This is a genomic window from Conchiformibius kuhniae DSM 17694 (assembly GCF_000428785.1).
GTDB classification, from domain to species: Bacteria; Pseudomonadota; Gammaproteobacteria; order Burkholderiales; family Neisseriaceae; genus Conchiformibius; species Conchiformibius kuhniae.
Genome location: NZ_AUAP01000034.1, coordinates 1 through 12,313, shown reverse-complemented (window position 1 = coordinate 12,313; position 12,313 = coordinate 1). Strand labels below are relative to the sequence as shown.

At 58.6% G+C, this 12,313-nt stretch carries 11 protein-coding genes and 2 pseudogenes; 10 read left to right on the top strand and 3 right to left on the bottom strand.

Annotated features, from left to right (window positions below):
* Positions 1–107, top strand: a pseudogene (locus tag G392_RS13355) (IS5/IS1182 family transposase); the annotation flags it as partial.
* A 285-nt stretch (positions 108–392) separates the two neighbouring features.
* Here G392_RS13355 and dapD read toward each other — a convergent pair.
* Positions 393–1,211, bottom strand: a complete 819-nt coding sequence (gene dapD, locus G392_RS0108915; protein WP_027009957.1) for a 2,3,4,5-tetrahydropyridine-2,6-dicarboxylate N-succinyltransferase — start codon at positions 1,209–1,211, stop codon at positions 393–395.
* Positions 1,212–1,286: 75 nt separating this feature from the next.
* On the opposite strand from dapD, the gene G392_RS0108910 reads away from it, so the two are divergent.
* Positions 1,287–1,742 (top strand): low molecular weight protein-tyrosine-phosphatase, encoded by a 456-nt coding sequence (locus tag G392_RS0108910; RefSeq protein ID WP_027009956.1) that lies wholly within the window; start codon positions 1,287–1,289, stop codon positions 1,740–1,742.
* A 1,342-nt stretch (positions 1,743–3,084) separates the two neighbouring features.
* Here the strand turns inward: G392_RS0108910 and lpxB are convergent.
* Positions 3,085–4,236, bottom strand: a pseudogene (gene lpxB, locus G392_RS14225) (lipid-A-disaccharide synthase); the annotation flags it as partial.
* Between the two features lie 368 nt (positions 4,237–4,604).
* Between lpxB and G392_RS0108900 the strand changes: the two are divergent.
* From G392_RS0108900 to G392_RS0108865, 8 genes are all read left to right on the top strand, one after another.
* Positions 4,605–5,006, top strand: coding sequence for a YccF domain-containing protein (locus G392_RS0108900; protein ID WP_027009955.1), 402 nt, complete (start codon positions 4,605–4,607; stop codon positions 5,004–5,006).
* Position 5,007: 1 nt separating this feature from the next.
* Positions 5,008–5,442 (top strand): D-aminoacyl-tRNA deacylase, encoded by a 435-nt coding sequence (gene dtd, locus G392_RS0108895; RefSeq protein WP_027009954.1) that lies wholly within the window; start codon positions 5,008–5,010, stop codon positions 5,440–5,442.
* Between the two features lie 65 nt (positions 5,443–5,507).
* Positions 5,508–6,053 carry a peptidoglycan-binding protein LysM gene (lysM, locus tag G392_RS0108890; protein ID WP_027009953.1) on the top strand — a complete coding sequence of 182 codons (546 nt, stop codon included), beginning with the start codon at positions 5,508–5,510 and terminating at the stop codon, positions 6,051–6,053.
* Between the two features lie 166 nt (positions 6,054–6,219).
* Positions 6,220–6,852 (top strand): alpha/beta hydrolase, encoded by a 633-nt coding sequence (locus G392_RS0108885; protein WP_027009952.1) that lies wholly within the window; start codon positions 6,220–6,222, stop codon positions 6,850–6,852.
* 24 nt (positions 6,853–6,876) lie between these two features.
* Positions 6,877–7,782, top strand: a complete 906-nt coding sequence (oppC, locus tag G392_RS0108880) for an oligopeptide ABC transporter permease OppC (protein WP_027009951.1) — start codon at positions 6,877–6,879, stop codon at positions 7,780–7,782.
* An 18-nt stretch (positions 7,783–7,800) separates the two neighbouring features.
* Positions 7,801–8,796, top strand: a complete 996-nt coding sequence (gene oppD / locus G392_RS0108875) for an ABC transporter ATP-binding protein (protein ID WP_027009950.1) — start codon at positions 7,801–7,803, stop codon at positions 8,794–8,796.
* Positions 8,796–9,785: a murein tripeptide/oligopeptide ABC transporter ATP binding protein OppF gene (gene oppF, locus G392_RS0108870; protein ID WP_027009949.1), complete on the top strand. Its 990-nt coding sequence runs from the start codon at positions 8,796–8,798 to the stop codon at positions 9,783–9,785. Before oppD ends, oppF begins: the two co-directional genes overlap by 1 nt.
* The gene (locus G392_RS0108865; protein WP_027009948.1) at positions 9,779–11,182 is read left to right on the top strand and encodes an L-serine ammonia-lyase; all 1,404 of its coding nucleotides are present in this window, start codon (positions 9,779–9,781) and stop codon (positions 11,180–11,182) included. Before oppF ends, G392_RS0108865 begins: the two co-directional genes overlap by 7 nt.
* 239 nt (positions 11,183–11,421) lie before the next feature.
* Here the strand turns inward: G392_RS0108865 and G392_RS0108860 are convergent.
* On the bottom strand, positions 11,422–12,313 hold an 892-nt coding region (locus G392_RS0108860; protein ID WP_027009947.1), incomplete at its 5' end, for a M10 family metallopeptidase C-terminal domain-containing protein.

The following is a 12,313-nucleotide window of genomic DNA, read 5'->3' as shown; positions in this document are numbered from 1 at the left end:
TTGCCCGTTTGAAACAATACCGTGCGCTTGCTACCCGTTATGACAAGACGGCAACAGCTTTTTTGGGGGGAATTTATTTGGCTGCTGTCGTCTCTTGGATTAATTGATGACACGCCCTAGGGGGTGTCATCAATTAGCCGAAAAAACGCCGCACCGTCATGCCCGCGCAGGCAAAAATCCAAGTCGAAGCACGAGAAACCTTGATAAAACACGGCTTGCCAAGCATCGGGAGGTGGATTCCCGCATTCGCGGGAATGACGGATTTTTTTATATTGCACTGAATTTTCAGTATAAAAATTTAAATGATGACACGCCCTAGGGCGCATCGTTCCGACCAAATGCACAATGCCGAACCTGATTCAGGTTCGGCATCGTTTTGGAAGCAATCTTGCTTACGCGCCGCGCAACAATTCGTTTACGCTGGTTTTGGCGCGGGTTTGCGCGTCCACTTTTTTCACAATCACCGCCGCATATAGGCTGTGCGAACCGTCCGCCGCCGGCAGGCTGCCCGGCACCACCACCGAACCGGCAGGCACGCGCCCGTAATGGATTTCGCCGGTTTCGCGGTCGTAGATTTTGGTTGATTGACCGATGTACACGCCCATGGAAATCACGCTGCCCGCTTCCACAATCACGCCTTCCACAATTTCCGAACGCGCGCCGATAAAGCAGTTGTCCTCAATAATCGTGGGCGAAGCCTGCAAAGGCTCCAACACGCCGCCGATGCCCGCACCGCCCGACAAATGCACGTTTTTGCCGATTTGGGCGCACGAGCCGACAGTCGCCCAAGTGTCCACCATCGTGCCTTCGTCCACATACGCGCCGATGTTCACATATGAAGGCATCAGCACCACGTTTTTGCCGATAAAGCTGCCGCGCCGCGCCACCGCGCCCGGAACGGCACGGAAACCGGCTGCCTGAAAACGCGCCGCGTCCCAATCGGCGAATTTGGTCGGCACTTTGTCAAAATATTTGTTCACACCGTCATCGGCGACTTCGTTGTCGGCAATGCGGAACGACAGCAACACCGCTTTTTTCGCCCACTCGTTTACCGTCCACGCGCCATCGCGCTGTTCCGCCACGCGCAGGCTGCCCGAATCCAACTGCGCCAAAGTTTCCAAAACGGCTTCTTTCACTTCGGCGGACACGCTGGACGGCGAAATGTCGGTGCGCTTGTCAAACGCGGTTTCAATGATGTTTTGCAAAGACATGCTTTTGCTCCAGATACAGAAAAAATGGCGATTGTAGTCTATACTGGCGGTTTTCGTAAGCAAAAGGAACGATTAATGAAAAAAATCCTGTTTGTCTGCTTGGGCAACATCTGCCGTTCGCCGATGGCGGAATACCTGTGCCGCGACTTGGCAAAAAAACGCGGCATCGCCCTGCACACCGCCAGCGCCGGCACATCGGGCTGGCACGACGGCGAATTTATGCACTGCGGCACGGCGGAAGTGCTGGACGGGCTGAACATCGCCAGCCAAGGCTTTGCCAGCCGCAAACTGCGCGATGCCGATTTTGCCGAATTTGATTATTTAATCGTGATGGACGACCACAACCTGCGCGATGTGCGGGCGCGTTTCGGCACGCACGACAAGATTTTCAAAATCACCGATTTGTGTCCCGAAAGCGGCTACGACCACGTTCCCGACCCTTGGTACACCGGCAATTTCAACGAAACCCGCGATTTGCTGACACGCTGCTGCCATCAGTTGCTGGACGCCTTGCAAAACGGCAGCATGTAAGCGGGCGTTGAAAATCGGTGCAATATAAACAATCCCGTCATGCCCGCGCAAGTGGGAATCCAAGTCGAAGCACGACAAGCCTTGAGAAAACATTGCTCGAAGGTCATCGTGCAGTGGATTTCCGCATTTGCGGGCATGACGGCGTTATGTTTTCCCGGTCAATTGATGGCACGACCTAGTAAAACATGCCGTTTTTGCCGCCCGAGCCGAAATAGCGTTTCGGATTGGAGCTGTATTGCGAAACGCGTTTGGGCGGGGGGGCTTGTTGTGCCTGTGCTTCGTCATGGGCTTGTGTTTCGGCTGCTGCCGCCAAACGTGCTTGTTCTTCCGCCTCTGCCTGTGCTTGCAAGCGTGCCTGTTCTTCCGCTTCGGCACGGGCTTTGGCTTCGGCTTCCGCCTGTTTTTTTGCCTGAATGCGGGCGTTCATGTCGCTGGGCAGCGATGCCATGCTGATGCGGTTCAGATAACCGGTCAGGCTGCTGCCGTGTGCTGTGGCGGCATGGGTTTGTTGTGCCACTGCGGCTTCGGCTGCCAAACGTGCTTGTTCTTCCGCTTCTGCTTGCAAGCGTGCCTGTTCTTCCGCTTCGGCACGGGCTTTGGCTTCGGCTTCCGCTTGTTTTTTTGCCTGAATGCGTGCGTTCATGTCGCTGGGCAGCGATGCCATGCTGATGCGGTTCAGATAGCCGGTCAGGTCGTGTCGGGGCGCGGCGGGTTCGGGCGTCGGGTCGGGCGTTGCGGCTGCGGACGGTGCGGGCGTGTGCGGTTCGGTATGTTCCGGCGCGGCTTGGGGCGCTTCGGCGGCGGTTTCGTCCGGTGCGGTTTCGGGTTGTTGGCGGTATTTGGTAAAAATATTGGGCTTGTCGGTGTTCAATACGCTTGATTTGGGCAAAACCAGTTGTCCGGACGTGCTTTGCACTTCGTCGCTTTCCAAAACGCGGCGGGACGGTTGTTCGCGTTCGGACTCGGGTGCGGGTGTTGCGGGGGTGTCGGGCTGAGGTGCTGCGTTTGTTTGGGGCAGTGGCTCTGCTTCGTCATCGTTGTCGCGGCTGCCGAACAGGCGTGCCAACAGGGATTTCTTTTTCGGCTCGGGCTGTGTGGGGGCATCGGGCGCGGGCGGTGCGCTGTGTGCCGGTGCGGTTTGGGGGGTGGCTTCGGGGCTTGCCGTTGCGGGGTTTGCCGCTATGTTTGGTTCTGCCGTGTGTGTTTCTGCCACTGTGGTCTGCGGTGCGGGGGGGGCTGCTGCGGGCGCGGCGGTGCGGGGTTCTTCGTGCGCGGGCTTGGGCGGGACGAGGGTGGCGGCGGGTTCGGGCGGCGACACGGCTTCGGGGCGCGGCAGCAGCACGCCCGCTTCGCTGAGTACGGCATGGGCGGCAAGTTCGTCCGTGTTGCGCAGCAGGGCGCGGTGCAGTTTGGCAAATACTTTTTCCAGCTCGGCGGCGCGGACGGGGTGGTAGTACCAGTCCAGCACGGCGGTGGCGAGTTTTTCCGGTGTGGCGTCTTTTTGAATCAGCTCGGGGACGACTTCGCTGCCGAGCAGGATGTTGGGCAGTCCGATGTGGGGGACGTTGATTTTGCGGCGCACCAGCATGTAGCTTAAGGCGGAGATTTTGTAGCTGATGACCATCGGGCGTTTGCACAGTGCCGCTTCCAGTGCCGCCGTGCCGCTTGCCACCAGCACCACGTCGGCGGCAACGCACGCCAGTTCGCTTTTGGCGGCCTGCATGCGGATGTTCAGGTGTTTGAACTCGTCCCGTTCCAGCAGTTTGCGCAGGGCTTCGCGCACGGGGGCACTGGGGTAGGGCAGCAGGAATACCGACTGGGGCAGTTCGCGGCGAATCAGCTCGGCGGCGCGGAAAAACACGGGTGCCATGTATTCGATTTCGCTGACGCGGCTGCCGGGCATCAGGGTAAACACGGGGGCGGTGATGTCCAGCTTCAGGCGTTCGCGGGTGAGGACTTTGCTGTTTTCCAAAGGCAGCAGTTGCGCCAGAGGGTGGCCGACAAATTCGGCGTTGCCGCCGGCTTGCCGGTACAGCTCCGGCTCCATCGGAAACAGGCACAGCACCCGATTGACCTGTTTGATGATTTTGTGGATGCGTTGGGGCCTCCACGCCCACACCGACGGGCTGACATAGTGAATGGTGGGTATGCCCCAAGCCTTGAGCTTGGCGGCAACGGGCAGGTTGAAATCGGGCGAGTCGATGCCGATAAACACATGGGGGTTGAATTGTTTGAGTTCGCTGATGAGGTTGCGGCGGATTTTGTAGATTTCCCACAGGCTGCCGACCACTTCCAAATAGCCGCGCACCGCCAAAGGCTCGTGTTCGGCAATGCTGATGAGCCCCGCCGCCTGCATGCGCGGGCCGCCGATGCCGACAAAACGGCTGTAGGGATAACGGCGGCGCAAAGCGTCCATCAGGTGCGCGCCCAACAGGTCGCCCGACGCTTCGCCGGCGCACAAGGCAATAATGATTTCTTGGTTTTTCTGCTGCATAATCGCTTCGATTCCGGTATTGTCGGCACGGCTGCGGCAAAAGCGCAACACGGCCGCACAGCCCGTGTTTGGTGGGCGTGTGCGGGTATTCGACCGTATTTTAATAGGTTGTTGGCGGGCAGAAGGCGGCGGGATTTGCATCCGCACCGATGCGGCAGTATGATTTGCGGTTGCCGTCAGACCCTGTCCGAAAAAAAGAATTGTACAAAAAATTCGTGCGGTAATAAATCCAAAAATGCGATTTTGGCAAGGCTTTTTGCGGCAGGGGGCGCGGATTTCACCGTTTTTTACCGATGCCGGCACTTGTTTTCGGCGCCGTGCGGCTGCATTTTGCGGCAGAAGACGGATTTTTTGATAAGGATGGTTTGATGTTTCGTACCCTGCTCAATATTTTGTGGCTGATTTGCGGTGGCTTGGTGTCCGCTTTGGGCTGGTGGCTGGCGGGGCTGCTGATGGCGGTGAGCATCATCGGCTTGCCGTGGGCGAAAGCCTGTTTTGTTATCGGACAATTTTCATTGTGGCCGTTCGGGCGCGATGCCGTGCCGCGCAAGCTGGTAACGGGGCAGGACGACATCGGCACCGGCACGGCGGGCTTGCTCGGCAATATTTTGTGGTTTGTGGTGGCGGGCGTGTGGCTTGCCATTGCCCATCTGACGGCGGCACTGGCGTGTTTTGTTACCGTTATCGGCATTCCCTTCGGGCTGCAGTATTGGAAACTGGCGATGCTTGCCATTGCCCCCATCGGCAAAACCGTGATTCCAGTGCGCTGACGTGATTGCCCTGATTCAGCGCGTGTGCCACGCGCAGGTGGAAGCGGACGGCGGAACGGTCGGTGCGATTGGCGCGGGCTTGCTGGTGTTGCTCGGCATCGAGCGCGGCGACACCGAAGCGGCGGCGGCGCGGTTGGCAGACAAAGTGCTGCATTACCGCGTGTTTGCAGACGACAAAGGCAAAATGAATTTGAACGTTTGCCAAAGCGGCGGCAGCCTGCTGGTGGTGTCGCAATTTACCTTGGCGGCCGACACGGACAAAGGCTTGCGCCCGAACTTCTCTGCCGCCGCCCCGCCCGATGCCGCCCAAGATTTGTACCGTTATTTTTGCACATACGCGGCGCGGCACATCACCGTGGCAACAGGGCGTTTTGGCGCACACATGCAGGTATCGCTGCAAAACGACGGGCCCGTAACCTTCCTGCTGCGGGCTTGACGCGCTGGCACGCGCCCGCGAATGCCGTTATACTGCCGGTTTTTACACACGAAGGAAACGCCATTATGGGCTTGTTCGGATTTATCCAAGACGCGGGCGAAAAACTGTTCGGCGTGCCCGACCCTGCGGAAGTGTCCGCCAAAATCAAACAACACCTCGAAGACCAGCTTTTGGGGCTGCACCAACTGGAAGCCGATTTCGACCCCGAAAGCCGTACCGTTACCCTCACCGGCATTGCGCCCGACCAAGCGGCGGCGGAAAAAGCCGTGCTGGCGGCGGGCAACGTCAGTGGCGTGAAAAACGTGGACAACCGCCTGAAACTGCTGGTGCAAGTGGCTGCCGAAGCCGCCGCCCGCAAAGCCGCGCAAAATACCGCGCAGCACACCGACGAAGCGGCAACGCCCGCCCCCAACGGCAGCAGCCAAGCACCCGAAGCGGCGGCGCAGGCATCGCGCTTTCACGACGTGGTCAAAGGCGACACCCTTTCCGCCATCGCCCAAAAATACTACGGCGATGCCAAACAATACCAAAAAATCTTTGAAGCCAACCAACCCATGCTCACCGACCCGAACAAAATCTATCCGGGGCAGAAGCTGCGTATCCCCGAATAAAATCCCCCACCCCGCCCGTCCGCGCAAAATACCGTTTTTGCGCGGATTTTTCCTGCCGTTTCACGATTCGCAAAAGCAATCCGTGCCACAATAAAGCGTAATGATGCTGCCCGACACGGCAAATCGGTGGTATCCTTGCCCATTTTCACGGACATAAGGCACAATCATGCTCAAAGCAGACGCGGTGCTGGTGCTGGACGGGCCTGCGGGGGCATTGGAAACCGTTTACCTGCCCGCCCAAGGCGCGGAACGCGGCGTGGCGGTCATCAACCACCCCAATCCCACACAAGGCGGCACGTTCAGCAACAAAGTCATCCGCACTGCCGCCAAAGAGCTGGCATCGGCGGGCATACACTGCTACCTGCCCAATCTGCGCGGCACGGGCAACAGCGCGGGCGCATACGAAGGCGGACGCGGCGAAGCCGATGATTGCGTGGCAGTGGCGGATTTTGCGCGGGCGCGGCACCCGCACGCACGGCAGTTGGTATTGGCGGGGTTTTCGTTTGGCGCGTATGTGGCACTGTTTGCCGCCCAAAGGCGCACGCCCGACCTGCTGCTGCTGATGGGCGCGGCGGTCGGACATTACCCCACCCCCGCTCCGCCCGTGCCGCAAGTGTCGCGCACCGTCATGATTCACGGCGCGGACGATGAAGTGGTGGCATTGCACAAACCCCTGACATGGGCGGCGCAGCAGGATTTGCCCGTGGTGGTGCTGCCCGAATGTTCGCATTTTTTCCACGGCAAACTGGTGGCGTTGCGCGATGCGGTGCGGCGTTTTGCCCTGCCTGTGCTGGATTGACCAAAAAAACAAAAGGAACACAAGATGTTGGTAAGCAAAAAAGACGCGGCGGCACTGGCTGCCGCCGCCGATGCCGAAGTACGCGGGCGCAGCCTGTGGCAGGACGCATGGCTGCGTTTCTCGCGCAACAAAGCCGCACTCGTCAGCATGATGATTTTGCTGGCGATTACCGCATGGGTGATTATCGTGCCGATGATTGCCCCGTTTGAATACAGCCACACCGACTGGGGCAATATGCAGGCCGCCCCGTCTGTGGACAACAAACACTATTTCGGCACGGACAACTTGGGGCGCGACCTGCTCACCCGCGTGTCCATCGGCGGACGGATTTCGCTGATGGTGGGCGTGGCTGGTGCCTTGGTGGCGGTGCTGATTGGCACGGTGTACGGCGCGGTGTCGGGCTATATGGGCGGCAAAACCGATATGCTGATGATGCGTTTTTTGGAAATTTTGAACGCCTTTCCGTTTATGTTTTTCGTGATTTTGCTGGTAACCCTGTTCGGGCGCAATCTGGTGTTTATTTTTGTCGCCATCGGCATGGTGTCGTGGCTGGACGTGGCGCGGATTGTGCGCGGGCAGACTTTGGGCTTGAAACGCAAGGAATTTATTGAAGCGGCACACGTTTGCGGCGTGTCCAAACGCAACATCGTCTTGCGCCACATCGTGCCGAACGTGTTGGGCGTGGTGGTGGTGTATGCCTCGCTGCTGGTGCCCGGCATGATTTTGTTTGAATCGTTTTTGAGCTTTTTGGGCTTGGGCGTGCAAGAGCCGATGACAAGCTGGGGCGCGATGCTGCAAGAAGGCGCACAAAGCATGCAGGTGGCGTGGTGGCAGCTTGCCGTGCCGACTGTGTTTTTGGTAACCACTTTATTTTGTTTCAACTTTATCGGCGACGGGCTGCGCGATGCGCTGGACCCGAAAGACCGCTAAACGCAAGGAGTGCATCAAATGGCATTGCTGGACGTGCGCGATTTGCGCGTGGCATTTCACACCGAAGACGGCACGGTAACCGCCGTCAATAATCTGAATTTTTCCTTAAATCAAGGCGAAACGCTGGGCATTGTCGGCGAATCCGGCTCGGGCAAATCGCAAACCGCCTTTGCGATTATGGGCTTGCTCGCCAAAAACGGGCGCACCGCCGGTTCGGTACGGTTCAACGGACAGGAAATTTTGGGGCTGCCTGAAAAAGCCCTCAACAAAATCCGCGCCGAACAAATCGCCATGATTTTCCAAGACCCGATGACCTCGCTCAACCCCTATATGAAAGTGGGCGAGCAGCTTGCCGAAGTGCTGGTGTTGCACAAAGGCATGGGCAAGCGCGAAGCGTGGAACGAATCCGTAAAAATGCTGGACGCGGTAAAAATCCCCGAAGCGAAAAAACGCATCGGCATGTATCCGCACGAATTTTCCGGCGGCATGCGCCAACGCGTGATGATTGCGATGGCGTTGCTGTGCCGTCCGAAGCTGCTGATTGCGGACGAACCCACCACCGCGCTGGACGTAACCGTGCAGGCGCAAATCATGGCATTGCTCAACGATTTGAAACGCGATTTCAACACCACCATCATCATGATTACCCACGATTTGGGCGTGGTGGCGGGCATTTGCGATAAAGTGCTGGTGATGTATGCGGGACGCACGATGGCTTACGGCCCGACAGACGAAATTTTTTACCGTCCCACCCACCCCTACACCATCGGGCTGCTCGGTGCGGTGCCGCGTTTGGACGGCGAAGACGGCGAAGAGCTGAAAACCATTCCGGGCAACCCGCCCAATCTGCTCAAGCTGCCTGAAGGCTGCCCGTTTCAAGAGCGTTGCGACCACGTTGCCGACATCTGCCGCCGCGAACCGCCCGAACTCAAATTCCTGCCCAACGGCCGCCAACGCGCCTGCCATTGGCAGCACCCGCACCACGCCGAACAACAGCAAGGAGCTTCCGCATGATGAACACGCCCTTATTGCAAGTCAGCGACGTCCACACCCATTTCGCCATCAAACAGGACGGCGCGTTTTTCTGGCAAAAACCCGCCACGCTCAAAGCGGTAAACGGCGTGTCGTTCACGCTGAACGCGGGCGAAACGCTGGGCGTGGTCGGCGAATCCGGTTGCGGCAAATCCACGCTGGCACGGACGATTATCGGCTTGGTGAAAGCGCAGTCGGGCAGCATCAAATTTCAGGGCGAGGAATTGGTCGGGCTGCCTGAAAAAGCCATGCGTTTGAAACGCAAAGACATTCAAATGATTTTCCAAGACCCGCTTGCCTCGCTCAATCCGCGCATGACGGTGGGCGACATCATCGCCGAGCCTTTGGTTACCTATTATCCGAAGCTGAAAAAGGACGAAGTGGCGGCGCAGGTGCGGGCGATGATGGGCAAAGTCGGTTTGCTCGCCAACCAAATCAACCGTTATCCGCACGAGTTTTCCGGCGGACAGTGCCAGCGTATCGGCATTGCCCGCGCCTTGATTTTGCAGCCGAAACTGATTATCTGCGATGAACCCGTTTCCGCTTTGGACGTGTCCATTCAGGCGCAGGTGGTGAATTTGTTGAAACAAGTTCAAAAAGAAATGGGTTTGGCGTTGATTTTTATCGCGCACGATTTGTCGGTGGTGAAGCATATTTCCGACCGCGTGCTGGTGATGTATTTGGGCAATGCGGTGGAACTTGGCACGGACAAAGCCGTGTACGGGCAGCCCGCCCACCCCTACACCCAAGCCCTGATGTCCGCCGTGCCCTTGCCCGACCCCGAAGCGGAACGCAAAAAAGTGATTCAACTGCTGCCCGGCGATTTGCCCAGCCCGATTAACCCGCCGTCCGGCTGCGTGTTCCGCACCCGTTGCCCGCAAGCAGACGGCGGTTGTGCGGAAACCAAGCCCGTTTTGCGCGGTACGGACAGGCATCAGGCAGCGTGTTTGAAGGTCGGCATCGCATGTTAAGCATCTTTGATATTTTCAAAATCGGCTTGGGGCCGTCCAGCTCGCACACGGTCGGGCCGATGAAAGCCGCCGCCGCTTTCGCCGCACACATCGCCGCCAACGGGCAGACGGCGCAAGTGCGCCGCGTGGCGGTGGAAGTGTACGGCTCGCTCGCGCTCACGGGGCAGGGACACGGCACGTTTGACGCACTGCTGCTCGGTTTGGAAGGCAGCCTGCCGCACGATGTGGATTTGGACGGCATTCCCGCACGGCTCGACCGCATCAACCGCCGTGCCGAACTGCAACTGAACGGCACGCACACGCTCGCCTTTGAAGTCGCCCGCGATATGGTGGTGCGCTATGACGACAGCCTGCCCAAACACCCCAACGGGCTGCGTTTCACTGCCTACGCCGATGGCGAACGCACCCTGTGCGAACAGATTTATTATTCGGTGGGCGGCGGCTTTATCGTAACGGACGAACAATTCGGCAGGCTGCCCGAAAACGGCGCAAATGTGCCTTATCCCTTTGACAATATGGCACAACTGCGCCAACTGTGCCGCCAAAACGAGATGAGCATCGCCCAAATCGTCGTCCGCAACGAACAGGCCTTGAGCGGTGAGAAAGAACTGGCGGTGCGCCGCCGCGTGGCGGCGGTGGCGCAAGCCATGTTTGACTGCGTGGCGCGGGGTTTGGCACAACAGGGGCGTTTGCCCGGAGGTTTGAACGTGCGCCGCCGCGCCCCCGACTTGGCGGCGAAAATGCAAAGCCTGCGCGATGCTGGACAACTCAACACCCAACTTTGGCCGATGATTTACGCCATGGCGGTAAACGAAGAAAACGCCGCCGGCGGCCGCGTGGTTACCGCCCCCACCAACGGCGCGGCGGGCATCGTCCCCGCCGTGCTGCACTATTTCCGCACCTTCCACCCGCTTTCCTCGCCGCGTGCCATAGAAGATTTTTTGCTGACGGCGGGCGCCATCGGCATTCTCTACAAAACCAACGCTTCCATTTCCGGCGCGGAAGTGGGCTGTCAAGGCGAAGTGGGCGTGGCGTGTTCGATGGCGGCGGGCGCATTTGCGGCGGTGAGCGGCGGCAGCCCCGCGCAAGTGGAAAATGCGGCGGAAATGGCGATGGAACACCATCTCGGTCTGACTTGCGACCCTGTGGGTGGCTTGGTGCAAATTCCCTGCATCGAGCGCAACGGCATTGCCGCCGAAAAAGCCGTCAAACTCGGACAACTCGCCCTGCTGGAAGACGGCGAAAACAAAAAAGTCAGCTTGGACATGGTGATACAAACCATGCTGCAAACGGGACGCGACATGAAATCCACCTACAAAGAAACCTCGCTGGCGGGCTTGGCGCTTACCTTGAAACAAAAAGCCGTGCCGGTGTCGGTGCGCGTGGTGGAATGTTGAACAAAACAAACCCCCGCCGCTCAATGCGGCGGGGTGCATTGTTGCCGTCAAATCCCGCCGTTTAAGGCGTGTCGTCAATTGACCGAAAAACCTCTGTACCGTCATTCCCGCGAATGCGGGAATCCACTGTGCAATGCTCGGCAAGCGATGTTTTATCAAGGCTTGTCGTGCTTCGATTTGGATTCCCGCCTACGCGGGAATGACGGTACAGGATTTTATCGGTCAATTGATGACACACCCTAGGCAATCAAAACAAAACTGTTTTTATCAATCGCCAAATCCGTGCCGATGGTGGCAAAATGCTGCCCCTGATACGACAATTGCCCGTTGTTCCGGTCGTAGCGCACATGATTCAGCACATCGTCAGCTTGGGCGATTTGGTCGAACACACTGCGCTGCAAGCCGATTTTGTCTTCGCCTGCCGTGAAGTCGGTAACGGTGTCCACCGACAGCAAATCGCTGAACACGAACACGTCTTTGCCCGCGCCGCCCGTCAGGGTGTCCGCACCGCCTTTGCCTGCCAGCACGTTGTCCCGCGCATTGCCCACAATGTGGTTGGACAGGGCGTTGCCCGTGCCGTTTAAGGCATCGCCGAACAGGTGCAGGTTTTCGACATGGTCGCCCAGTGTGTAGTCGATGTAGCTGTGGACGGTGTCGGTGCCGTTGTTTTCGGTTTCGGTTACGGTGTCATCGGTGTGGTCAATCACGTAGGTGTCGTTGCCCGCTTCGCCCGCCAAGTTGTCGGCGCCTGTGCCGCCGTCCAGATAGTCGTTGCCCGCTCCGCCTTTGACGGTGTCGTTGCCCGCGCCGCCGTAGATGGCGTTGTCGGCGTTGTTGCCGGTGAGTGTGTCGTTGTGCGCCGAGCCGATTAAGCGTTCGATTTGTGTGCCGTAGCCGATAAAGGCTTGGTTTTGGGCAAAATCGTAGCTGTACACTTCTTCAAAATCCGGGGCGTGAATCAGGGTGTGGGGGCTGCGCCCGAAATATTCCGCCGCCGACCAGCGTTTTGCGCCGTTGATGGCAAAGTGTTCGCTTGCCTGATTGCCCGCGTAAATCCACGAGCCGGGGGTGAGATTGACATTCACGCCCTGTGTTTGGTCGGAGGCGTCGAAGGTGTCCACGCCGCCGCCG